Raw genomic sequence first — 22,200 nt, forward strand, 5'->3', positions numbered from 1 at the left:
AAAAATTTCCTACCCCTCCGATCAGTGGATATCTCCTTGATGCAGCTAAGGGATTCGCTTCAACGACTTAGCCGAGGGGCAACTTCCGGACCGGAGGCCCGATTGACTCAGTTGGGCAATCGGAACAAATAATGAACATATCAGCTTAAAGAACCGCTGGAAACCCTGAAGGAGCAACAATTCTGCCGTGGCCAATCATGCCCTCAACCCCGTGCTGGCAGAGCTTCGCGAGCGCATCGAGCAGCTTGAAGGCGGCCCGCAGCGCGCCAGGCAGGTGCTGCCCTTCGGCGTCGCCGAGGTCGATCGGGCTCTGCCGGGGGGAGGGCTCGCCTTCGGGGCATTGCACGAGGTCGCCGGCGGCGGGGGAGGGACGGTCGATGGCGCTGCTGCGGCACTGTTCGTTGCCGGCATCGCGGCGAGATCGCGCGGCAAGGTTCTGTGGTGCATGACGCGCCCGGATCTGTTTTTCCCAGCGGTCGCCCAGGCGGGACTCCATCCGGACCGTGTCGTGTTCTGCGAAAGCGATCGGGAAGAGGAGGCGCTATCGGCGATGGAGGAGGGATTGTCTTTCGGCGGGCTTGCCGTCGTGGTCGGCGAGCTTGTCCGTCTGCCGATGACCGCGTCGCGTCGCCTGCAACTCGCCGCCGAGAAGACGGGCGCCCTGGGCATCGTGCTGCGGCGATGGCGACGACAGAACGAGGCATCGGATTATGGGCAGCCGACCGCCTCGACGACGCGATGGCGCATCAGCACCCTGCCGTCGGAAAGACTACCTGTTGCCGGCGTCGGGAGGGCGCGCTGGCTCGCAGAACTGATGCGCGTGAAAGCCGGCGAATGCGCCGAATTTGAAATTGGAGCCCCCGATGCCCAGGGTCGTATCGATCTATTTCCCACAGCTCGCGACGGAGCGGATCAGACGGCACGCTGGCGAAGCCTTGCCGGCTAACAAGCCACTGGTCGTCATTGCGCGCCGCGGTTCGAAGCGATGGATCTCCGCCGCCGATGCGACGGCCCTGAAGCTCGGCCTGCGCATCGGCATGGCCGCGAGCAAGGCGCAGGCCATGGTCGCCGATCTCCTCATGGTGGATGCGGCCCCGGCCGAAGATGCCGCCGCCTTGGAGCGGCTGGCATTGTGGGCACTCCGGCAATATAGCCCCGTCGTTGCGGTCGACGGCGCCGACGGTCTCGTCATCGATACGGAAGGCGCTGATCACCTGCACGGCGGCGAAGCGCTGCTCGTGTCGGGCCTCGTCAATATGCTGCGCGGCCGCGGGCTGACGGCGCGCGCCGCTGTCGCCGACACCTGGGGCGCGGCGCATGCGCTCGCCCGGCTGCTGGCCGTAGAGACGACTGTCGTGCCGGTGGACAATGTGACGAAGGCGGTCATCGACCTGCCCATCGTCGCGCTGCGGCTGCCAGCGGAGACCGTCCAGGGCCTCCGCGTCCTCGGCATCGACACCGTCGGCCAGCTTTCGGCGATGCCGCGCGCGCCGCTGATGTTGCGGTTCGGGCCGGAACCTGGACGAAGACTGGATCAGATGTTTGGACGGATCGCCGAACCGATCGAGCCGATCCGCACGCCGGAATTGGTCGAGGTTGCGAAGAATTTTGCCGAGCCGATCGGCGCGCCCGAGACCATCGCCAAATATGTGCGCCGGCTGGTCGGCCAGCTTTCGAACCGCCTCGCCGAAGACGGCCTTGGCGCACGGCGTTGCGACCTCTTCATCCATCGCGTCGACAACACCCGGCAGCATCTTCGCGCTGGTCTCGCTAAACCGGTCCGCGATCCGGCGCGCCTGTCGAAGCTGCTCTGCGACCGCATCGAGACCATCGATCCCGGTTTCGGCATTGAGAAGCTGGTGCTGGTCGCCGTCTTCGCCGAGCCGCTGGAGGAACGGCAGGTCGCTTCCTTTCTGATCGAGGAGGAGGGCGCCGACATCACTCCACTGGTCGATATCCTCGGCAATCGCGGCCACCGGCTGTTTCGTGTCGCGCCCGTTGCCTCCGACGTGCCGGAGCGTTCGGTCCGGCGCATCGCCGCGACCGCGCCTGACATCGGCGAGGCCTGGGCGGTGAAATGGCCGCGGCCGACCCGGCTTTTCGCAAATCCGGAGCGCATCGAGGTCATCGCGCTGCTGCCTGACCAGCCGCCGGCGGTGTTTACGTGGCGCGGCAAACGCAGAAAAGTTGTGCGCGCCGACGGCCCGGAACGGATTTTTGGGGAATGGTGGCGCCGACCGCGCGAGTTCCAGGCGGTCAGGGACTATTTCGTGGTCGAGGACGAGCTTGGCGAGCGTTACTGGGTCTATCGCGCCGGCGACGGCATCGATCCGGAAACCGGATCGCATCTGTGGTTCGTTCATGGGGTGTTCGGATGAGATACGCCGAGCTTCAGGTCACGACACACTTTTCGTTCCTGCGCGGGGCATCTAGCGCCGACGACCTGTTCGCGACGGCGGCCGCGCTCGGCATCGACGCTCTCGGCGTTGTCGATCGCAACAGCCTCGCCGGCATCGTGCGTGCCTGGGAGGCGGCCAAGGCCACCGGCATTCGGCTCGTCGTCGGGTGTCGGCTCGACCTGACCGACGGCATGTCAATCCTCGTCTATCCGATGGACCGGCCGGCCTATTCGCGTCTGACGCGGTTGCTGTCGCTTGGGAAGGCGCGCGGCGGCAAGGGCAAGTGCCTGATCGATTTCACTGATGTCGCCGAGCACGCGGCTGGCATGATCGGTGTGCTGGTGCCCGATGAAGCTGACGAGGCCTGTGGTGTGCAGCTTCGCAAGATGGCTGAACTATTCGGCGACAGGGCCTATGTCAGCCTCTGCTTGCGTCGTCGGCCGCTCGACCGTCTGCGCCTGCACGGCATCGCCACCATGGCCGCCCGCTTTAAGGTTCGCACCGTCGTCACCAACGACGTGCTGTTTCATGAACCGAGCCGGCGCCAGCTCCAGGATGTCGTGACCTGCATCCGCACCCGCACGACAATCGATGATGTCGGTTTCGACCGCGAAAGACACGCCGATCGCTTTCTCAAGGCGCCGGAAGAGATGCACCGGCTGTTTGCCGAATACCCGGAAGCTCTGGCGCGCAGCCGCGAAATCGTCGAGCGCTGCAAGTTCGACCTGAAGGAGCTACAATACCAGTATCCGGAGGAAGCCATCGTGCCCGGCCTCGATCCGCAGCAATCGCTGGTCAAGTTCACCTGGGAAGGTGCGGCAGATCGCTATCCCGAGGGCGTTCCGGACAAGGTCCAAAAGTCCTTGCGCGACGAGCTGGAGCTGATCCGGGTCATGAACTATGCGCCCTATTTTCTGACGGTTTTCTCGATCGTCCGTTTCGCCCGCTCGAAAGGCATCTTGTGCCAGGGCAGGGGCTCGGCCGCCAACTCCGCCGTCTGCTATTGCCTGGGCGTCACCTCGATCGACCCCGACACCAACGATCTCCTCTTCGAACGCTTCATCAGCCAAGAGCGAGATGAGCCACCGGACATCGACGTGGATTTTGAGCACGAGAGGAGGGAGGAGGTCATCCAGTGGATCTACAACACCTATGGCCGCAGCAAGGCCGCGCTCTGCTCGACCGTCACCCGCTACCGCGCGAAAGGCGCATTGCGGGACGTCGGCAAGGCGCTCGGCCTGCCGGAGGACATGATCGGGCAACTGTCGTCGGGCGTCTGGGGCTGGTCGGAAGGGGTCTCAGAACGCCAGATTCGGGAAAACAATCTCAACGCAGCGGATTATCGCCTGAAGCTGACGCTGGAGCTGGCGCAGCAGCTGATGGGCGCGCCGCGCCATCTCGGCCAGCATCCGGGCGGCTTCGTCTTGACCCATGACAGGCTCGACGATCTCGTGCCGATCGAGCCGGCGCGCATGGACGATCGCCAGGTCATCGAATGGGATAAGGACGATATCGAGGCGCTCAAATTCATGAAGGTCGACGTGTTGGCCTTGGGTATGCTGACCTGCATGGCGAAAGCCTTCTCGCTGATGGCCGAGCACAAGGGCGAGGTGTGGGATCTCGCGTCGATCCCATCGGAAGATTCACGCACGTATGCGATGATCCGCAAGGCAGATACCCTTGGCACCTTCCAGATCGAAAGCCGGGCGCAAATGTCCATGCTGCCGCGCCTGAAGCCTCAGACCTTCTACGATCTGGTCGTTCAGGTGGCGATCGTCCGGCCTGGGCCGATTCAGGGCGACATGGTGCATCCCTATCTTCGCAGGCGCGAGGGCAAGGAGCCGGTCGTCTATCCAACGCCCGAACTCGAGGCGGTGCTGTCGAAAACGCTTGGTGTGCCGCTGTTTCAAGAGTCGGCGATGAAGGTGGCAATGGTCTGCGCTGGCTTCACCGGCGGCGAGGCAGACCAGTTGCGGAAATCCATGGCGACCTTCAAGTTTTCCGGCGGGGTCAGCAAATTCAAGGACAAGCTCGTGGCAGGGATGGTCAACAACGGCTACACGGCCGAATTTGCCGAGCAGACGTTTTCGCAGCTCGAAGGATTCGGCTCCTACGGCTTTCCGGAAAGCCATGCCGCCAGCTTTGCATTGATTGCCTATGCGTCGAGCTGGGTGAAATGCCATCATCCAGATGCCTTCTGTGCCGCGCTCCTCAATTCACAGCCCATGGGTTTTTATGCGCCTGCGCAGATCGTGAGGGATGGCGCCCAACACGGCGTCGAGATTAGGCCGGTCTGCATCAATGCTTCACGCTGGGACTGCACGCTCGAGGCAATTGAAGGAAGTCGTCTTTGCGCCGTCCGGCTCGGGATGCGGATGGTAAAAGGTCTCTCCACCGGAGACGCGGCCCGGATCGTGGCTGCGCGCGCCGATGACCCCTTCGCCTCCGCTGACGATCTCTGGCGGCGGTCCGGCGTGCCCACGGCCGCGCTGGTGAAGCTCGCCGAAGCCGATGCGTTTCTTCCGTCGCTGCAGCTCCAGCGCCGCGATGCGCTATGGGCGATCAAGGGGCTGCGCGACGAGCCGCTCGAACTCTGGGCTGCGGCCGCCGAGCGCGAAACGCGCCAGGTCTCGGAAGTGCAGGAGCCCTCGGTCGCCTTGCCCTCGATGAGGGCAGGGCACGAGGTCGTCGAGGACTACGCCCATACCGGCCTCACCCTCCGCCAGCACCCGATCGCCTTTCTCCGCAACGGCCTTCGCCAGAAGGGGATGGTCACATGCGCCGAGGCGATGGCCGAGCGCGATGGCCGCTGGCTGATGACCGGCGGCCTCGTGCTGGTGCGCCAGCGGCCGGGCTCGGCCAAGGGCGTGATGTTTCTCACCCTCGAAGATGAGACAGGGATCGTCAACGCGGTGGTCTGGCCGACGCTGTTCGAGCGCCAGCGCCGCATTCTTCTCTCCGCTTCGATGATGGCGATCAACGGTAAAATCCAGCGGGAAGGGGACGTCGTGCATCTTGTTGCACAGCGGCTGTTCGACCTCTCAGATGACCTCGGTCGGCTGGGAGAACAGGATGAGCAGTTTCCTTTGCCGCATGGTCGGTGCGACGAGTTCGCGCGCGGCAATGGCGCACCGGATCCGCGCGAACGGCCGAAGGCGGCGGCGCCCGCGCGCGACATCTACGTCCCCGACCTCCTCATCGATCGACTGAAGGTCAAGAGCCGGAATTTTCATTAGTTGCAGCCTCAAGCCGACTCCCGCGGAAAGAGTCGAGCACAGTTGCAGCGGATGCCGAGGAGCCTTGTAGGCCTTACCTACTAGGCAGCGACGTCTCCAATCAAAGACCCAGCAGGAATATTCCATTCCTTGCTGAGCTTTCGAATCTGTTCGAGATTGATTTCGCGTTTGCCGTTCAGAAGATCGGCAGCCCGCGCTTTAGAGCCGATAACGGCTACCAGATCCGCGCGCGTGTAGTTGTTAGCAGCCATCACCGACTTGACCACCTCCACCGGGCTCGCAGCCGGGATCGGGAAGTTTTTGCCTTCGTACTGTTCGATCAGAAGAACGAGCGCGTCAAAATGAGCCGCTTCTTCAGTGCCTTCCTCAGGTTCGTTCTCGAAATACGGCCGAACTTCCTTCAGTGCGGCATTGTACTCGTCTTCGCTCTGAAGGGTTCGGAAAGCTTTCAAATTCAGCATGTTGACTTCCTCACATCAGAGTTTTGCGACGTCAATCGCGTCATACTGGGCATGCGTCCCGACAAACAGAACGAAAATCCGCTTCGTCCGAAATGCGACCAAACCCACAATGCGATATTTATTGCCACCCACGTCGAAAATCACTTTGTTGCCCGCGACGATGTCGGCCGAGTTGAAAGTTTTCTTCAGCTCACTGAAGTTGCTCCAGCTTGCCTTTGATGCGGTGGCATACCATTCCGTCATCGCCGCTTCAGCAGTCTCTCTTGGCGCTCCTTTCGGCAGGTCGCTCCAGAAATTGACCAACGCGGACTTGGCGATAACGTTCACGTTGGCTCCTATATATCGCGTTCCCAATCTGGAAACAAGCTCAAAATTCCCAATTTGGAAACCAGTATCCGAATCCTAATTTGCGCCGCATAAAATCCCAGTCGGTCTTGCCGATCAACCCCATCCAGTCCACACGAAAACGCACATGGCCACGGTTCTGCGCCACGGCCATGAGCGCCGTGTGAATCACTCGTCGATCAGAAACTTCAGGAAATCGGCTCTACCGGATCGTCAAAGCGGGCGGCGGCTCGTCGCCCATGACGAGGCCTCATGCCACCTGGCGTCCGTGGTTGAACCTCAACGCCCAGGCGCCGATGGCCTGGCTATTGTCAGCGCGTATTGCTGTCAGCCGGGAGAAGCCCGGCACGAGTGTCGGCTTCGCGTCGAAGGTCACCGGGATCGAATAGATGTCCGCCGCGTAACGGTTCTGGAACCTAGCCTCGGCCTTTTCGACGAAGGTCGGCCCGATATCCCAAAAAATCGAAAGCAGGAGGAGGACGATCAGGGTGCCCGCGACAACCAGCGACGTGCCGAAGGGGGTTATCGAGGAGTTGAACGCGGTCGCGAAAGGATAGATCGTCGAAGGCAGAAGGATGACCAACGCGAAGAGGGTCTTTTCCCACCAGAACCTGGGTGCGCGCGGGAGGTCTTTGGTCGCTTCGGTCATATCGCTTCTCCGAATTCCATTGTCGATGAAAAACATAGAGTAATGCGGGTGGCGGATCAATTACCGATACCGCCTTTAAGGCGAATATCGTAACGTTATATCATATCGCATAACATACCTTATGGAACTAACCCATTGATTTATTGCTCCAATTAATGGCCTTTCGGCAACACACACCGATCTGCGACCACGCCCTATGTCGATCCAAGCGTCTCCGCCGCAACGCTCGTCGAACTCGATCGCCACGCGAAATGAAAATGCTCAAACGCAGCGGGATGCCCTCCGCAGAAGACGGATTTCTGCGTGCTGAATCTATGAATCTCAACGGAGGCGTCGCCTTAACCGGCTGGTGCGGATCGAGGCAATAGTCTATCGGCATGACTGACGATGCGTCCGCCCGATACAAACGCCACCGCTTTCCAGCCGAGATCATCGCGCATGCGGTATGGCTCTATTACCGGTTCCCGCTGAGCCTGCGCGATATCGAAGACCTGCTTGCCGAGCGCGGCATTGCCGTCTCGTTTCAGACCGTCTCAGAATGGACGACTAAGTTTGGTCTGAAATTCGCCCACCAAGTCAAGCGGCGGTCGATCGGCAACTTCGCAGACAAATGGCATCTCGATGAGATGGTCGTATCGATCAAGGGCAAGAAATACAGGCTGTGGCGCGCCGTCGATGCCAACGGCTACGTTCTCGATGCTCTGCTGCAAAGCCGCAGAAACAAGGGAGCCGCTCTTCGGCTGATGCGCAAATTGTTGAAGAGCCAAGGTGTTGCGCCGCGCGTGATGGTGACAGACAAGCTGCGTTCTTATTACGCCGCAAAGCGAGAGATCATGCTGGGGATCGAACACCGTTCGCACAAAGGGCTCAACAACCTCGCAGAAAATTCTCACCTTCCCGTTCGACGACGAGAGCGACGCATGATGCGGTTCAAGTCGGCAGGTCAATGCCAACGTTTCTCAACCCACGGCCAAATTGCCAATCTTTTCCAACTTCATCGAAAACACCTGAATGCCGCTGATCATCGCCAACTCCGCGCCCTCACCAGCGCCACCTGGCGTGAGATCGCGTTGCCGATCCAAGCCTGAAATTCAGGACAAAGAAATGATTGCGTCCTACGTCAGGTTAAGGCGACGCCACCGCCGCGAGCACCCGGCGCGCTCAGCGAGGTCGGCCTCCGTCCAGCCTCTCGCCTTGCGCGCTGCCTGGATCTCGGCGGCGAGCAGCTTCAGCGCCGAGCGGCTGCCGAGGGTCAGTGCTGCAAATGGCTTGGTCTTGTCTGCCATGGCATACCTGATTGGTGATTATGCGTATTGTAGCATATACACCCTCTAGCACTACTTTGGCAGATTGAAAGGATGGCGTCCGATCTGGTGGTTGCAGTGCGGACATCGGATTTCCGCTTCTATCAAGATCAGGGCTGCGATGACGGCGCGCCGGACTGCCGGCAGGGTTGGTTCAGGCGGTCCGTTCTGTTGACGCCTCTGGTTTTTTTTCCCGCTTTGCGATCTGAAGGCGGTGATGCTGGAGGAAGGCGTATGCGATCATGGTCATCAGGGCGTGACGGTGCAGCCCTTTCCATGATCGGCCTTCGAAATGATCGAGGCCGAGCTCTTCTTTCATCTGCTGGTGCGCCTGCTCGCAGACCCAACGGGCCTTGATGGCGCCGGCCAGTTTCTTGAGCGTTGTATCAGCAGGCAGATTGGACACGTAGTATTTCCGTTCCCCGCTCGAACGCCACTCGCCGACCAGCCAAGCCTCTTCGCCGGGCATATGCTGTTGGCCCTTGTCGAGGATGCGCTGTGGAGGGCCATCGGCAATACGAACACGGCTTGCGGCAAAACGTGCTGACAGGCGGCCTTTTGTACCGCGGCGCCAACTGACCTTCCTCCATCGCGCATCCGAAAGGATCGTTTCGGCTGCCATCGACAGGATGTCCGGTATGGGATGCTGGCGCGGCCGGCCACGAGAGGAAACCGGGAATATCAGCGCGACATCATGGGGATAGACCTTCTGATGCTTGGGAATGCCGACCGCCCAGACGAGACCACGAGCACTCAGGCCCTGCCGGAACGCAGCCGATAGACCATAACCCGCATCGGCAAGCACGACGCCGAAACGCATGCCTGTCGACATCAGGCGATCGATCTCTTCCAGGGCGATCTCGGGCTTGGTGCGTGGCTGACGCATCTGCTCGGGGATACCGGCTTTCAACATCCGTAATGGAGCGTTTGTCCAGCTTTCGGGCAGGAACAGTCGCAAGGCCACCGGCACGGGAACCTCCGCGCGGGCCAGTGTCAGCGATACCAGCGTTGTGTTTCGGCATGGAATAAGGGCTCTGACTCAATCTCGATGATGTTTAGGATTTAATTGGCGTGGTTTTCTCTGGAGAATCAGCGCCATGCAGACCCGAATTCGACTTTCCGATCTGATCCCCGCCGAATTCAACGTTGAAGCAGTGCACGATGCGGCTGGCGCGATCGTTGTCGTGGCGTCGGGCCGTGCACTAGAATGCAGATGCCCCCACTGTGGAACCCTTTCTCGGCGTGTTCATAGTCGCTATCCTCGGATGCTTGCCGATCTGCCGTGTGCGGGCCGGCGGCTCGAACTGAACCTAACCGTCAGACGCTTTGTCTGTAATGCCGGCAATTGCCGCCGAAAGATTTTCGCCGAGCGCTTCGGCGACGATGTAATTCGCCCCATGGCTCGCCGGACAGCACGCCTGGACTGTCTGGTTCGCCATCTCGCTCTCGCATTGGGTGGTCGCCCGGCGGCCCGGTTTGCAGATCGTCTCGGATTCCCGGTGAGTAATGATACGCTGCTGCGAACCGTTCGCCGATACGATCGCCCCGCGCCGATACCTCCGAACGTCATCGGCATTGATGACTGGGCCTGGCGACGCAATCATCGATATGGCACCATCATTTGCGATCTTGAACGTCGAAGGGCAATCGCATTATTGCCCGACAGGGAACAGGCGACCGCCGAGGCCTGGCTGATTCAGCAACACCAGATCGAGATCGTCGCACGAGACCGTGGTGGTGGATATGCGCAGGCCGTCTCACGAGCCCTGCCACACGCCAACCAGGTTGCCGACCGTTGGCATCTGATGGAAAACGCCAGCCACGCCTTTCTTGACGCCGTTCGTAAATCGATGCGGCAGGTCCGGGTGGCAATCGGCACTGCAACCGTAAATCCGAAGCTTCTGACTGCCGCTGAGCGGCTGCAATACGAGGGATATCTGCGACGTGAAGAGGCAAATGCCGTTATCCGCGGGTTCGTCGCCGATGGTGTCTCCATCAAGGAAATCGTGCGCCGAACTGGGCATAGCCGAAAGCTGGTCCGCAGTGTCGTTCGTGGTCAGCGGACAGACATCTTCCGGGTCCGGCAAACCTCTCTCGAACCCCATCTGCCTTGGCTTGAAGCTCAATGGGATGCTGGATTGCGTAATGGCGCCGAACTGTGGCGGCAGCTTCGACTGGCTGGTTTTGGCGGAAGCCTGCGTGTTGTCACCGAATGGGCAACGAGACGAAGGCGGGCAGAAAAGGCTGAAAGCGGACTTGGTCATTCTCCCGCCGCGCGCACCGTCGTTCGCCTGATGACCCTCGAGCGCAACAACCTGACCAAGGCTCAAACGATGACGGTTGCCGCCATCGAAGAGAGGCTGCCAGACCTTGTCGAGGCCAGGGATGTCGTTGAGAGCTTCCATGACATGTTGCGCCGCAAATCCTCCGGTGATCTGGAGGCCTGGATCGAACGCGCGGCGAAAAGCCTGGTCGCATCATTCGCGAATGGCGTTATCCGAGACCGAGCCGCAATCCAGAATGCCATAACCTCCAAGTGGTCGAACGGCCAGACGGAAGGCCAGATCACAAAGCTCAAGCTCATCAAAAGGCAAATGTACGGGCGCGGAAAGCTCGATCTGCTTGAAGCACGCATCGTTGGAGTGCCGTGATGTCATCGAGATTGCGTCAGAGCCCCGTTTCGATGCCGATTGACATGACGTGGGGCGACGAAGAGATTTCGAAGTGCGGAGAAGATCGAGATGAAGCGCTGCAGACTTCCCGGTGATCGGAAACCTTGCATCGTCCTCTCCCGTTTCCGCAGTGGCAAATGGGAATTTTCCGCTCGATTATTGAGACCCTTATGGGATCTGTGCTCCACAGCCGGCATAACCTCACGCTTGGCCGCGCCATATGAGCGAAGCTTGTCGGTGATGATCCGCTTGGGCGGCATGCCTGCTTTCTTCAGCAGTCTGATGAGCAATCGCTTGGCAGCCTTCGTATCGCGTCGGTTCTGAACAATCTCGTCGAGAACAAAGCCATTTTGATCAACGGCACGCCAAAGCCAGTGCTTTTTGCCGGCGATGGAAATCACCACCTCATCCAGATGCCACACATCCTGACGCGAGGGTCGCCTGCGACGAAGTTGCTTTGCGTAGGCTGGTCCGAATTTCCGACCCCATCGACGGATCGTTTCATAAGAGACAACAATTCCGCGCTCCAGCAACATTTCCTCGACAAGGCGTAAGCTCAGCGGAAACCTGAAATACAGCCAGACCGCATTCGAGATGATCTCTTGCGGGAAACGGTGGCGCTTGTAGCTGACGGCAGGAGTCTTCATCCCACCGTCTCTATGCTCAATTCACTGACGCCGCGTTTATGTGACAACACCCCTCGCGTGCATCGTGACAAAGAGCTTCGACGGATTCGGCCAGCGACATGTCTGCCGGATCGTATTTCTTCAATAGCCACGCAGAAGCATCTTGGGCTGATCGCAGAGATGCAGGAACTGTCTTATCCTTGGCGTCAGCAATCTCAAGGCGGACGCCGATCTGGGCCAGATCCTCTGCCAGCCCCGGATCTGCCTGTGCCACGTAGCGATTCATACGAAGAACATCTGGTAGGCCGCGCAATCCCTTTGCGTTCTTCCAGGCGGTCAGCAGTACGCCGCACAATGATTTAGGCTGGTCCACCGGCGAGAATGTCAGCCAGCGGATCGGCAGACCGGCGACGGTGACGCCGTAGAGCATGATAGGATGCAGTCCACGTTGTGCCGCATTCGCCAGCCTTATGGGATCGCGTACAGTAACAATGCCATGCTGAGAGTGGTGGAACAGGAATTTGGCGATTGAGACGTAAAAGTGATGTTCCCGGTTTGGCTGGGGTTTCCGCTCGTTCATGACTGCTCTCAAAGTCATCAAATCAATGTGGGCATCCTACGATTTCGAGGCCTAATCCTAAAGTCATTCCTTGCCCGAAAGAGCGATTGTTCGAAATCCCTATAGCCGGATGGCCCCAGGCGAACTGGAGCGGGGAAGGGCGTTGCTCGTACCGGCGCCAATACGTATTGTGCGTTCGAAGACGCTGCAATCGATTGGAATGGAATGACTTCGCAACTCGACTTCTTTGCAGCTCCTGTTCCCGTAACCAAGGAGCGAGTTGCCCGGCCGCAGGTCATCGCGAAGGACGCATTAGGCATTGATGACGAAGCCATGGCACATCATCTGGAAACCACCGGCAACTACCGCATATTGCGAAAGCTTCAGCCGCGTCCAATCGTAAAATATCCACATCCGGGTTTTCCGCGTCGCGGCATCATCCTCGATACCGAAACGACCGGCCTCAACTACCGCACAGATGAAATCATCGAAATCGGCGTGATCGCCTTCACCTTCAATGATGCTGGAGAACTCGGCGACGTCACTGGTGTCTATGGCGGACTGCGGCAGCCGGCAATCGCCATCCCGGCGGACATCTCCCGCCTGACCGGGATTACTGACGACATGGTTGCGGATCAGGCCATCGATACTGTCCTGTTGAATGCCCTGATCGAGCCCGCCGATCTGATCATTGCCCACAATGCAGGTTTCGACCGCCCGTTCTGCGAAGCATTCTCGCCGGTCTTCGTGCATAAGGCCTGGGCCTGTTCCGTTTCGGAGATTGGCTGGTCCGCGCGCGGCTTCGAGGGCAGTAAGCTCGGCTACCTAATCGGCCAGTCCGGATATTTTCATGATGGTCATCGTGCGGTCGACGATTGTTTTGCTCTGCTGGAAGTGCTCGGGCAGGTGCGACCGAGCATGGTCACCGCGCCATTCGCCGAACTTTATCAGGCCAGCCAGCGGTCGCGGGTTCGCATCTATGCGGAAAACAGTCCCTTCGACATGAAGGACCGTCTCAAGGCGCGCGGATACCGCTGGTCTGACGGATCGGACGGCCGTCCGAAATCCTGGTGGATTGAACTTCCCGAGGAGACATTAAAGGGGGAGATGCACTTCCTTCGCACGGAAATCTATCGATGGGATGCCGATCCGCCGGTCAAATACCTGACGGCATTCGATCGCTTCAGGGCCAATTGAATGGTCGGGGAAAGCAATGACGACCATTCTGGGTATTGATGCGGCGTGGACCACGAGCCAGCCGAGCGGTGTCGCGCTGGTTTCCTCCACGGCTGGTAATTGGCGCCTGATCTTTGCCGGATCTTCCTATCGTCACCTTTTGGATCACGGCAACGAAAGCCCGATCTCGAATTCACGCCCTTTTGGTTCCGTCGCAGAACCCGCCGCTCTCCTTGCTGCTGCAGAGGAAACAGCTCAGGCTCCTGTCGATCTTGTTGCCGTAGATATGCCCCTGTCTCTTGGGCCAATCACCGCGCGGCGTGTTTCGGACAATCTGGTTTCTGCAGCCTATGGCGCCCGTCATTGTAGCACGCACACGCCGAGTGCGATCAGACCGGGAAAGATCAGTGACGATCTGAGGGGCGGCTTCGAGCGCTGCGGATATCGCCTACTGACGAAAGAAGTTGGCGTGCCGGGCCTTTTGGAAGTCTACCCGCATCCGGCTCTGGTCGAACTGATGTGCGCCGAAAGGCGGCTGCCTTACAAGCAGGGCAAGGCCCGCAATTACTGGCCATCGGAAACTCCCGCCGGCCGGCGCATCAAACTCTTCGAAACTTGGCAGTCCATCATCGACGGATTGGACCAGGAAATAACAGGCGCTTCTAACGTTTTGCTGCTGCCTTCCCCCGAGGCTCCGGCATGGCAGCTGAAGGCGTTTGAAGACATGCTTGATGCCGTCATTTGCGCCTGGATTGGAATATGTGTCTACGAAGGAACCGCTATACCGTTCGGCGATGACACCTCGGCGATCTGGATTCCTCAATCTAAACTTTTGTCATCGCGGCGGGGCCGGGCATGATCGGATTTCTGAGGCAGTGGATCGAATATCGCCGGGTGATCCGCCGCCGTTGGCAGGAGGACGCCAGGCGGCTTGCCGTTGCGGATCCAGTCAATGCCTATTACGAGGCGCAACGAAGAGCAGCGCGAAGCCGGGCGCAAGGTCATGCCAGCGAATACTGGCATTGGGCCAAGGTCGCCAGCGAGGTTGCCCGAATTGAGCCGCGTGCCGCAATGGACTTAGAGGTCGTCAAGGCGATTGCCGATCAGGAAAACATTGATCGCCGCTGAACACGCGCATGGCACTTCGCGGTCAGTAAATCATCGAGTATTTTCAGCCGTGTGGCGAATGTAACAGATAGGGCGTTGGTTCGATTCCTTTCAAGATCTTTACTGACCGACCACCGAGCTCATCAAGCCTCGGCCGCGAAAGAGCTAGGAGCATAAAAATCCAGTTTCAAGACCTCAGTGGAGCTTGAACTCGCCTTCGACACGGCGCCATTCGTTGGGTCCGATCAGACGCTGATGGGTATAGCGCACGGAATGCAGGGGACCATCGAGGGTGGTCTGCCAGTAATCCAGGAACTTGTGCATCTCAGGAAAATCGGGCGCCAGGTCGTAGTCCTGCCAGACATAGGTCTGCAGCACGGATTCAAAATCGGGAATGCGGTAAAGGATGTGAGCGGTGGTAAGACCGTAGCCGTTGAGCTGACGTTCCAGATCCGATGAAAATCGCATGCTTCATCTCCGTTTTCATGACACTGTGAAGGTGGCGGAAAATTTTGCGGCCATCAACGGATTTTTGAACGCGAATGCGCTGTTTATCGTTCCTTTCCAGCGTGTTAGCAGCCCTTTCATTCGAGTGCTAATTTTTTTATTTCGCCCTCTTGAAATCGAAAAATCGCAAAACCAGATCATTTCGCGCAAAAAGCTCGACCGAGGTTTTGCACCCGCCCGGACTGGTCATCCGGTCCGGCCAGGGGGAACAACGTCATCATTGTTTGTCCATTGGAGGAAAACATGTCGTTCCGACCGCTTCATGATCGCATTCTCGTCCGCCGGGTTGAATCCCAAGAGAAGACCAAGGGCGGCATCATCATTCCCGACACCGCCAAGGAAAAGCCGCAGGAAGGCGAGGTCATCGCCGTCGGTCCCGGCGCGCGCAACGAGGCCGGCCAGATCCAGCCGCTCGACGTCAAGGCCGGCGATCGCATCCTGTTCGGCAAATGGTCCGGCACCGAGATCAAGATCAACGGCGAGGATCTGCTGATCATGAAGGAAAGCGATGTCATGGGCATCATCGAAGCCCAGGCCGAGCAGAAAAAGGCTGCGTGAGCCTTTGCACCACGAAACCATCAGTCAGATAGCTGCCTATTGAGGAGTTAGAGAAATGGCTGCGAAAGAAGTCAAGTTTCACACCGATGCCCGTGAACGCATGCTGCGTGGAGTCGATGTGCTCGCCAATGCCGTGAAGGTCACGCTCGGACCCAAGGGCCGCAATGTCGTCATCGACAAGTCCTTCGGCGCCCCTCGCATCACCAAGGACGGCGTTTCTGTCGCCAAGGAAATCGAACTGGAAGACAAGTTCGAGAACATGGGCGCCCAGATGCTGCGCGAAGTGGCGTCGAAGACCAACGATCTTGCGGGCGACGGCACGACTACCGCGACCGTGCTTGCCCAGGCAATCGTCAAGGAAGGCGCCAAGGCGGTGGCGTCGGGCATGAATCCGATGGACCTGAAGCGCGGCATCGATCTCGCCGTTGATGCTGTCGTCAGGGAGCTGAAGACCAACGCCCGCAAGATCACCAGCAATTCCGAGATCGCTCAGGTCGGCACCATCTCTGCCAATGGCGATTCCGAAATCGGCCGCTATCTCGCCGAGGCGATGGAGAAGGTCGGTAACGAAGGCGTCATCACCGTCGAGGAAGCCAAGACCGCCGAGACCGAACTCGAAGTGGTCGAGGGCATGCAGTTCGACCGCGGCTATCTCTCGCCCTACTTCGTCACCAACCAGGACAAGATGCGGGTCGAACTGGAAGATCCCTATATCCTGATCCACGAGAAGAAGCTGTCGAACCTGCAGGCGATGCTCCCGGTCCTTGAGGCTGTCGTCCAATCCGGCAAGCCGCTGCTCATCATCGCTGAAGACGTCGAAGGCGAAGCGCTTGCGACACTGGTGGTCAACAAGCTGCGGGGCGGCCTCAAGATCGCTGCCGTCAAGGCTCCGGGCTTCGGCGACCGCCGCAAGGCGATGCTCGAAGATATCGCCATCCTGACCGGCGGCACGGTGATCTCCGAAGACCTCGGCATCAAGCTGGAGAATGTCACCCTCAACATGCTCGGCCGGGCAAAGAAGGTGGCGATCGAGAAGGAAAACACCACCATCATCGACGGCGTCGGCTCCAAGGCGGAAATCGACGGCCGCGTCGCACAGATCCGCGCCCAGATCGAGGAAACCACATCCGATTACGACCGCGAGAAGCTGCAGGAACGCCTCGCCAAGCTTGCCGGCGGCGTTGCCGTCATCCGCGTCGGCGGCTCGACGGAAGTCGAAGTGAAGGAGAAGAAAGATCGCGTCGATGATGCGCTGCATGCCACCCGTGCAGCCGTGGAGGAAGGCATCCTGCCGGGCGGCGGCGTCGCGCTGCTGCGTGCCGTCAAGGCGCTCGACAATCTCGACGCCGCCAACCAGGACCAGAAAGTCGGTATCGAGATCGTTCGCCGTGCGATCGAGGCTCCGGTCCGCCAGATCGCCGAGAACGCCGGCGCCGAAGGCTCCGTCATCGTCGGCAAGCTGCGCGAGAAAGCTGACTTCTCCTATGGCTGGAATGCCCAGACCGGCGAATACGGCGACCTTTATGCTCAGGGCGTCATCGATCCGGCCAAGGTCGTCCGTACCGCGCTCCAGGATGCGGCCTCCGTCGCCGGTCTTCTGGTGACGACGGAAGCCATGATCGCCGAGAAGCCCAAAAAGGAAGCCGCTCCGGCCATGCCCGCCGGCGCCGGCATGGACTTCTAAGCTGATCGATACGGGCCTGCCCTGCCCTCGGGGGCAGGCCCCCCTTCAAACAATTCCTCGGACCAGTTTCATCGGCCGGGATCAATGGAGCCAAGCTATGAGAAAGGAGAACATCAGCAAATCGATACCGGAAGAAGCAACGGCAGCGATCAGCGCCGCGCATCTGCTTCATCCGGCCAAACATTTCGACCACCCGCGTGACGTGCTTGCCGCCGATGGCATCGGCAAGGAAGAGAAGCGGGCGATACTTGCTTCCTGGGCGTCCGATATCTTCGCGATCGAGTCCATCCCGGCCCTCCGTCTTTATCCCGGAACAGACAAAGCGGTCTCCTATGACGAAATCATTGAAGCGCTGAAGGCATTGGACAAGGACGATGAGCAAAGTGGAAAACAAAGCTCGTCTCCTACCTTCAATGTCTACGGAGCCAATCGCCGCAGGCTGGACGCACGCCGGCTTGGCGGTCTGGGCCTGTGCAGCTACCGGAAAGGAGACCGCCGCCGCCGGCCATTCGAGATCTAGCCGTTCCATCTGACCTGCCGCGTGCCTCTTTGAGGATGCGGACCTGATTTTTACCGACGACTCTTTGCTCAACTGAGGAGGTTTTGCCGATGAAGATCGCTCAGATCGCACCGCTCGCCGAAAGCGTTCCGCCCAAGCTTTATGGGGGAACCGAGCGCATTGTTTCCTATCTCACCGAAGAACTTGTCGCCCTGGGCCATGACGTCACGCTTTTTGCGAGCGGCGATTCCGTCACCAGCGCCAGGTTAGTGGCGTGCTCGGACGTTGCGCTACGGCTCAACCCGGCCGTCAGAGACCATCTGCCGCATCAGGTCGTGATGCTGGAGGAGATCCGCCGGCGGGCGCACGAATTCGATGTGCTGCACTTCCACATCGATCTCCTGCATTTTCCGCTGATCCGGGATTTCGCAGACCGCACCGTCACGACGCTGCATGGGCGCCTTGACCTGCCGGACCTCAAGCCCTTCTACAAGGCTTTCCCCGATATTCCGCTGGTCTCGATCTCCAACGATCAGCGCCGCCCGATGCCGCCAGTCAACTGGTCCGGAACGGTTTATCATGGTCTGCCGGCCGATCTCCTTCCCTTCACGGCAAAGCCTAAAGGCAGCTACCTCGCCTTCCTCGGACGGATATCGCCGGAGAAACGGCCTGATCGCGCCATTGAGATCGCGACGAAGGTTGGCCTGCCCCTGAAGATTGCAGCCAAGATCGACAACGCAGACAAGGCTTACTGGGAAACGGTGATCGAGCCGATGGTGAAGAGCCATCAGAATGTCGAATTCATCGGCGAAATCAATGAACATCAGAAGGCGGCTTTCCTCGGCAATGCCGGCGCGCTGCTCTTTCCGATCGATTGGCCAGAGCCGTTCGGATTGGTGATGATCGAGGCCATGGCTTGCGGTACGCCGGTCATCGCCTTCCGCTACGGCTCCGTGCCGGAGGTGATCGACAACGGCGTTTCCGGAATTCTGGTCGACAGCGTGACGGAAGCGGCTGAGAACGTCGAATGGGCACTCAGGATGGATCGAAAGAAAGTTCGTGCGACCTTCGAGAAGCGCTTCAGCGCGGAACGGATGGCGCGAGATTATCTCGACATCTATCGGAACCTCCCGGGCGTTCGCACCAAGGCGGCCCCGCTACGCCGCGCCAATGGGCAGGACCTGGATCTCCAGGTCGTGGCATAGGAGGGACAGTGGCATGTCGATCGCTTCTGTGGATAGCGGGCCATCCGTCGCATCGGTAGAGCCAGCCGCCCCGGTGGCACAATTCTTCATCCCGGCGGCCGCCTCGCTCCAGGAGCGACGGCCGCGCACCCTGAAGCATGGCGACACCTTCGCCGTTTTCGATCACAATGGTGATGCGCTTTCCGGGCCCGGCAGCCCGGAGGGCCTGTTCCACCGTGATACGCGCTACCTCTCGCATCTCTATCTGACGATCAACAGCAAGCGGCCGATGTTGTTGTCATCGACGCTGCGCGACGACAACGCGACATTGACTTGCGATCTCACCAATCCCGATCTCTTCGATGACAAGGGAAAGCTCGTTCTGGAGCATGACCTGATCCATCTGCGCAGATCCCGCTTCCTCTGGAATGCACATTGTTATGAGCGATTGAGCGTGAGGAACTATGACGAGCAGCCGCGCCACGTGCGCATCGGGGTCGAGTTCGCGTCGGATTTCGCAGATCTTTTCGAAGTGCGGGGAACCGCGAGAGCCAGGAGGGGGCGGCATCTTCCCGCCGTCGTAGAGCAGAACGGTGTCCTTCTCTCTTATATCGGCTTGGACGATCGAAAGCGAACCACCCGGCTTTCCTTCGATCCACAGCCGAATGAGCTCGGGAGCGGCCATGTCATTTATGATCTCCATCTGGCGCCGCACGAAACCAGATCGCTGTTCATCGAGGTTGCTTGCGACCAGATCCCCGCGGGTCGACCGAGCCACCGTTCCTTTTTCCTGGCCTTGCGGGATGCCCGCCGCGCCTTGCGTGCCTCGTCCTCGCGGGCGGCAGCGATCGCCACGTCCAACGAGATCTTCAACGAGGTCGCGCGGCGCAGCGTCTCCGACCTTTACATGCTGATGACCGACAAGCCGGAAGGGCCATATCCCTATGCCGGCATTCCCTGGTTCAGCACAGTCTTTGGCCGCGATGCGTTGATCACCGCGCTGGAGACACTCTGGCTCGATCCGCAGATCGCCCGCGGCGTTCTTGGGCATCTCGCGGCAAACCAGGCTACGGAGGTCGATCCGGCCGCTGACGCCGAGCCCGGCAAGATTTTGCACGAGGTGCGCTATGGCGAAATGGCCGAACTTGGTGAGGTGCCTTTCCGCCGCTATTACGGCAGTATCGATTCGACGCCGCTTTTCGTGATGCTGGCCGGCGAGTATCTCAAACGGACCGGGGACCTTGTCACCACGGAGCGCCTTCTGCCCCATATCGAGGCCGCTCTCACCTGGATCGACGAGCATGGCGACCGCGATGGCGATGGCTTCGTCGAATATGGGCGGCTGACGGAAGAAGGCCTGATCAACCAGGCCTGGAAGGACAGCCACGACTCCGTCTTCCACGCGGACGGCACATTGGCGAAGGGGCCGATCGCCATCGTCGAGGTCCAGGCCTATGTCTACGGCGCCTGGCAGGCGGCGGCGGAGATCTTCCGGCGGCTTCGCCGGCCGGAACGGGCGGCAAAGTTTCTTGCACGAGCGGAAGGGCTGCGCCAAGCTTTTGATACCAGCTTCTTTGACGAGGACCTCGTCACGTATGTCCTGGCTCTGGATGGGGACAAGCGCCCCTGTCGCGTCCGCTCCTCCAACGCCGGCCATGCGCTGTTTACCGGCATCGCTTATCCTGAACGAGCCGCGCAGGTTACCCCCACGCTGATGAGTGCCTCGTCCTTCTGCGGCTGGGGCATTCGCACCGTTCCCTCCACCGAGGCGCGCTATAATCCCATGAGCTACCACAACGGCTCGATCTGGCCGCACGACAATGCCCTGATCGCCAGCGGACTTGCCCGCTATGGCTATCGCGCTGAAGCGGCGCGGATCTTCGAGGGCCTGTTTGCGGCCTCGACGTATATCGACCTGCGCCGGCTTCCGGAACTCTTCTGCGGTCTGCCGCGCCAGCGCGCACAGGGGCCGACCTTCTATCCGGTTGCATGCTCTCCTCAGGCATGGGCAGCCGCAGCGCCACTTCTCCTGCTGCAATCCTGCCTGGGCCTCGACTTCGATCCGATTGCCCTGCACATCAGCTTCAATGAGCCGCAATTGCCTTCCTTCCTCGATGAGGTGATCCTGCGGCGCCTGCAGATCGGCAATGGCTCGGCCGATGTCGCCATCCGCCGATCCGGCCGGCATGTCGTGGTTGACGTTATCGACCGCCGCGGCGATATCCGGGTGCTGACGACGGCATAGGCGAGGATGCATCTGCAAGGCGGCATGGTTACCCGCCTTGCCTATTCCGGCTCATCTTCGTCCGAAACCAGCAGGCCGACCAGGGTGGCAACCCTGCCGCTCGGCAAAGGACGTCCTTCACCTATCAAGGCTTCGTCATTGTTGACCCACGCGAATGCCTCGGAGAGTTCAGCCTGCGTTGCGCCCGTCGCGATGACATCGGCCACGAGAGTTTCGTCGACAGGGCCAAGGATGGTGATGACATCGTCGGAAGTCATTGTCATATCCATTGCTCCTTTGTGGACTTATTCATATCTGGCCTTCCCCGAATCTGGTGACGGAAACGGAAAAATCAATTTTTTTATGCCGGGCGATTTCACCCCTCTTGAACTCGCAACCGACTGGATTATATCAATATTGTTCGATTGCCCAATGGGGATCGACAAGTCCAGGAGGCGCCATGTGCTCTTGGCGTCTCCTTGTATCCATGTTGCTCACAAGGAGGATATGGCATGACAAACCTCGATTTTTCTCCCCTGTTCCGGTCGAGCATCGGTTTCGACCGGATGTTGAATGCGCTCGAGGCTGCAAGCCGGATCGAGACGATCGACAACTGGCCCCCGTATGACATCGTCAAGACCGGCGAGGACGAGTACCGCATTGCGATGGCGGTGGCGGGCTTCTCGCAGGACGAGCTGACGATCACCCAGGAGCAGAACATGCTCTTCGTCGCGGGCCAGAAGGCAAATGGTGAAGACGTCCAATATCTGCATCGCGGCATCGCCGGCCGCACTTTCCAGCGCCGGTTCGAGCTCGCCGACCACGTCAAGGTCGTCGGCGCCGGCCTCGTCAACGGTCTGCTGACCATCGATCTCAAGCGCGAAATCCCGGAAGCGATGAAGCCGCGCCAGATCAAGATTTCGACCGACATGGCTCTGCCGAAGGCCGAGACGAAACAGATCGAGGCCGACAAGCAGGCGGCTTAAGCCTTTCTGAACGCAACACGCGCG

Annotated in this window: 21 protein-coding genes and 2 pseudogenes; 14 read left to right on the plus strand and 9 right to left on the minus strand. The window is 59.8% G+C overall.

Translation table 11 applies throughout. The features are described 5' to 3' along the window. Positions 1-187 precede the first annotated feature (187 nt). The 3 genes from GR158_RS18920 to GR158_RS18930 are packed head-to-tail and all read left to right on the plus strand — an operon-like array spanning position 188 to position 5,635. A complete protein-coding gene (locus tag GR158_RS18920; protein WP_133037189.1) occupies positions 188-946 on the plus strand; it encodes an ImuA family protein in 759 nt (252 codons plus the stop codon). Continuing rightward, complete coding sequence (locus tag GR158_RS18925) at positions 864-2,378, plus strand: DNA polymerase Y family protein (protein WP_202402356.1); 1,515 nt, start codon at positions 864-866, stop codon at positions 2,376-2,378. The genes GR158_RS18920 and GR158_RS18925 overlap by 83 nt, the downstream gene beginning before the upstream one ends. Continuing rightward, on the plus strand, positions 2,375-5,635 hold the full coding sequence (locus GR158_RS18930; protein ID WP_160872230.1) for an error-prone DNA polymerase: 3,261 nt from the start codon (positions 2,375-2,377) through the stop codon (positions 5,633-5,635). The genes GR158_RS18925 and GR158_RS18930 overlap by 4 nt, the downstream gene beginning before the upstream one ends. Positions 5,636-5,715: 80 nt before the next feature. On the opposite strand, the gene GR158_RS18935 is transcribed toward GR158_RS18930, so the two are convergent. The 3 genes from GR158_RS18935 to GR158_RS18945 all read right to left on the minus strand — a co-directional run bounded on the left by GR158_RS18935 (position 5,716) and on the right by GR158_RS18945 (position 7,090). Continuing rightward, positions 5,716-6,096, minus strand: a complete 381-nt coding sequence (locus GR158_RS18935) for a type II toxin-antitoxin system HigA family antitoxin (RefSeq protein ID WP_133037253.1) — start codon at positions 6,094-6,096, stop codon at positions 5,716-5,718. Positions 6,097-6,111: 15 nt separating this feature from the next. After that, entirely contained in the window at positions 6,112-6,423 is a 312-nt protein-coding gene (locus GR158_RS18940; protein WP_133037252.1) for a type II toxin-antitoxin system HigB family toxin, read from the minus strand. Between the two features lie 268 nt (positions 6,424-6,691). Then, a complete protein-coding gene (locus GR158_RS18945; protein ID WP_133037251.1) occupies positions 6,692-7,090 on the minus strand; it encodes a hypothetical protein in 399 nt (132 codons plus the stop codon). Between the two features lie 377 nt (positions 7,091-7,467). On the opposite strand from GR158_RS18945, the gene GR158_RS18950 reads away from it, so the two are divergent. Beyond that, positions 7,468-8,178 (plus strand): IS6 family transposase, encoded by a 711-nt coding sequence (locus GR158_RS18950; RefSeq protein ID WP_133037250.1) that lies wholly within the window; start codon positions 7,468-7,470, stop codon positions 8,176-8,178. Between the two features lie 27 nt (positions 8,179-8,205). On the opposite strand, the gene GR158_RS18955 is transcribed toward GR158_RS18950, so the two are convergent. After that, entirely contained in the window at positions 8,206-8,376 is a 171-nt protein-coding gene (locus tag GR158_RS18955; protein ID WP_160872166.1) for a hypothetical protein, read from the minus strand. Between the two features lie 187 nt (positions 8,377-8,563). Further along, positions 8,564-9,403, minus strand: a pseudogene (locus GR158_RS18960) (IS701 family transposase); the annotation flags it as partial. Positions 9,404-9,491: 88 nt separating this feature from the next. On the opposite strand from GR158_RS18960, the gene GR158_RS18965 reads away from it, so the two are divergent. After that, the gene (locus tag GR158_RS18965; protein ID WP_160872167.1) at positions 9,492-11,045 is read left to right on the plus strand and encodes an ISL3 family transposase; all 1,554 of its coding nucleotides are present in this window, start codon (positions 9,492-9,494) and stop codon (positions 11,043-11,045) included. 38 nt (positions 11,046-11,083) lie between these two features. Here the strand turns inward: GR158_RS18965 and GR158_RS18970 are convergent. Continuing rightward, positions 11,084-11,717, minus strand: a pseudogene (locus tag GR158_RS18970) (IS6 family transposase); the annotation flags it as partial. A 12-nt stretch (positions 11,718-11,729) separates the two neighbouring features. Then, a complete protein-coding gene (locus tag GR158_RS18975) occupies positions 11,730-12,272 on the minus strand; it encodes a hypothetical protein (RefSeq protein ID WP_160872169.1) in 543 nt (180 codons plus the stop codon). 204 nt (positions 12,273-12,476) lie between these two features. Here GR158_RS18975 and GR158_RS18980 point away from each other — a divergent pair, with 204 nt between their 5' ends. Genes GR158_RS18980 through GR158_RS18990 form a run of 3 tightly spaced genes read left to right on the plus strand, consistent with a single transcriptional unit; the run spans position 12,477 to position 14,555 of the window. Then, positions 12,477-13,448, plus strand: coding sequence for a 3'-5' exonuclease (locus GR158_RS18980; protein ID WP_160872170.1), 972 nt, complete (start codon positions 12,477-12,479; stop codon positions 13,446-13,448). A gap of 16 nt (positions 13,449-13,464) precedes the next feature. Next, positions 13,465-14,286: a DUF429 domain-containing protein gene (locus GR158_RS18985; RefSeq protein ID WP_160872171.1), complete on the plus strand. Its 822-nt coding sequence runs from the start codon at positions 13,465-13,467 to the stop codon at positions 14,284-14,286. Further along, positions 14,283-14,555: a hypothetical protein gene (locus tag GR158_RS18990; RefSeq protein ID WP_160872172.1), complete on the plus strand. Its 273-nt coding sequence runs from the start codon at positions 14,283-14,285 to the stop codon at positions 14,553-14,555. The genes GR158_RS18985 and GR158_RS18990 overlap by 4 nt, the downstream gene beginning before the upstream one ends. A gap of 174 nt (positions 14,556-14,729) precedes the next feature. Here the strand turns inward: GR158_RS18990 and GR158_RS18995 are convergent, their stop codons facing one another. After that, entirely contained in the window at positions 14,730-15,002 is a 273-nt protein-coding gene (locus GR158_RS18995; protein ID WP_085421486.1) for an usg protein, read from the minus strand. Positions 15,003-15,284: 282 nt separating this feature from the next. Here GR158_RS18995 and groES point away from each other — a divergent pair, with 282 nt between their 5' ends. From groES to GR158_RS19020, 5 genes are all read left to right on the plus strand, one after another. After that, a complete protein-coding gene (gene groES, locus GR158_RS19000; RefSeq protein WP_160872173.1) occupies positions 15,285-15,599 on the plus strand; it encodes a co-chaperone GroES in 315 nt (104 codons plus the stop codon). A 55-nt stretch (positions 15,600-15,654) separates the two neighbouring features. Continuing rightward, positions 15,655-17,283: a chaperonin GroEL gene (groL, locus tag GR158_RS19005; RefSeq protein WP_160872174.1), complete on the plus strand. Its 1,629-nt coding sequence runs from the start codon at positions 15,655-15,657 to the stop codon at positions 17,281-17,283. A 97-nt stretch (positions 17,284-17,380) separates the two neighbouring features. Continuing rightward, positions 17,381-17,803: a hypothetical protein gene (locus GR158_RS19010; RefSeq protein ID WP_160872175.1), complete on the plus strand. Its 423-nt coding sequence runs from the start codon at positions 17,381-17,383 to the stop codon at positions 17,801-17,803. An 89-nt stretch (positions 17,804-17,892) separates the two neighbouring features. Further along, positions 17,893-18,987, plus strand: coding sequence for a glycosyltransferase family 4 protein (locus GR158_RS19015; protein WP_160872176.1), 1,095 nt, complete (start codon positions 17,893-17,895; stop codon positions 18,985-18,987). Between the two features lie 13 nt (positions 18,988-19,000). Continuing rightward, a complete protein-coding gene (locus GR158_RS19020) occupies positions 19,001-21,211 on the plus strand; it encodes an amylo-alpha-1,6-glucosidase (protein ID WP_160872177.1) in 2,211 nt (736 codons plus the stop codon). Between the two features lie 41 nt (positions 21,212-21,252). On the opposite strand, the gene GR158_RS19025 is transcribed toward GR158_RS19020, so the two are convergent. After that, on the minus strand, positions 21,253-21,474 hold the full coding sequence (locus GR158_RS19025; protein WP_160872178.1) for a hypothetical protein: 222 nt from the start codon (positions 21,472-21,474) through the stop codon (positions 21,253-21,255). Between the two features lie 228 nt (positions 21,475-21,702). Here GR158_RS19025 and GR158_RS19030 point away from each other — a divergent pair, with 228 nt between their 5' ends. Then, positions 21,703-22,176, plus strand: a complete 474-nt coding sequence (locus tag GR158_RS19030; protein ID WP_160872179.1) for an Hsp20 family protein — start codon at positions 21,703-21,705, stop codon at positions 22,174-22,176. The last annotated feature ends 24 nt before the right edge of the window (positions 22,177-22,200 follow it).

The sequence above is a fragment of the Shinella sp. AETb1-6 genome, from assembly GCF_009826875.1.
In the GTDB taxonomy this organism is placed as follows: Bacteria; Pseudomonadota; Alphaproteobacteria; order Rhizobiales; family Rhizobiaceae; genus Shinella; species Shinella sumterensis.

Coding starts and splice junctions, on each gene's coding strand:
- GR158_RS18925 (WP_202402356.1), top strand. CDS start 864: ATGCCCAGGGTCGTATCGATCTATTTCCCACAGCTCGCGACGGAGCGG.
- GR158_RS18930 (WP_160872230.1), top strand. CDS start 2,375: ATGAGATACGCCGAGCTTCAGGTCACGACACACTTTTCGTTCCTGCGC.
- GR158_RS18935 (WP_133037253.1), bottom strand. CDS start 6,096: ATGCTGAATTTGAAAGCTTTCCGAACCCTTCAGAGCGAAGACGAGTAC.
- GR158_RS18945 (WP_133037251.1), bottom strand. CDS start 7,090: ATGACCGAAGCGACCAAAGACCTCCCGCGCGCACCCAGGTTCTGGTGG.
- GR158_RS18950 (WP_133037250.1), top strand. CDS start 7,468: ATGACTGACGATGCGTCCGCCCGATACAAACGCCACCGCTTTCCAGCC.
- GR158_RS18955 (WP_160872166.1), bottom strand. CDS start 8,376: ATGGCAGACAAGACCAAGCCATTTGCAGCACTGACCCTCGGCAGCCGC.
- GR158_RS18965 (WP_160872167.1), top strand. CDS start 9,492: ATGCAGACCCGAATTCGACTTTCCGATCTGATCCCCGCCGAATTCAAC.
- GR158_RS18975 (WP_160872169.1), bottom strand. CDS start 12,272: ATGAACGAGCGGAAACCCCAGCCAAACCGGGAACATCACTTTTACGTC.
- GR158_RS18980 (WP_160872170.1), top strand. CDS start 12,477: ATGACTTCGCAACTCGACTTCTTTGCAGCTCCTGTTCCCGTAACCAAG.
- GR158_RS18985 (WP_160872171.1), top strand. CDS start 13,465: ATGACGACCATTCTGGGTATTGATGCGGCGTGGACCACGAGCCAGCCG.
- GR158_RS18990 (WP_160872172.1), top strand. CDS start 14,283: ATGATCGGATTTCTGAGGCAGTGGATCGAATATCGCCGGGTGATCCGC.
- GR158_RS18995 (WP_085421486.1), bottom strand. CDS start 15,002: ATGCGATTTTCATCGGATCTGGAACGTCAGCTCAACGGCTACGGTCTT.
- groES (WP_160872173.1), top strand. CDS start 15,285: ATGTCGTTCCGACCGCTTCATGATCGCATTCTCGTCCGCCGGGTTGAA.
- groL (WP_160872174.1), top strand. CDS start 15,655: ATGGCTGCGAAAGAAGTCAAGTTTCACACCGATGCCCGTGAACGCATG.
- GR158_RS19010 (WP_160872175.1), top strand. CDS start 17,381: ATGAGAAAGGAGAACATCAGCAAATCGATACCGGAAGAAGCAACGGCA.
- GR158_RS19015 (WP_160872176.1), top strand. CDS start 17,893: ATGAAGATCGCTCAGATCGCACCGCTCGCCGAAAGCGTTCCGCCCAAG.
- GR158_RS19020 (WP_160872177.1), top strand. CDS start 19,001: ATGTCGATCGCTTCTGTGGATAGCGGGCCATCCGTCGCATCGGTAGAG.
- GR158_RS19025 (WP_160872178.1), bottom strand. CDS start 21,474: ATGACAATGACTTCCGACGATGTCATCACCATCCTTGGCCCTGTCGAC.
- GR158_RS19030 (WP_160872179.1), top strand. CDS start 21,703: ATGACAAACCTCGATTTTTCTCCCCTGTTCCGGTCGAGCATCGGTTTC.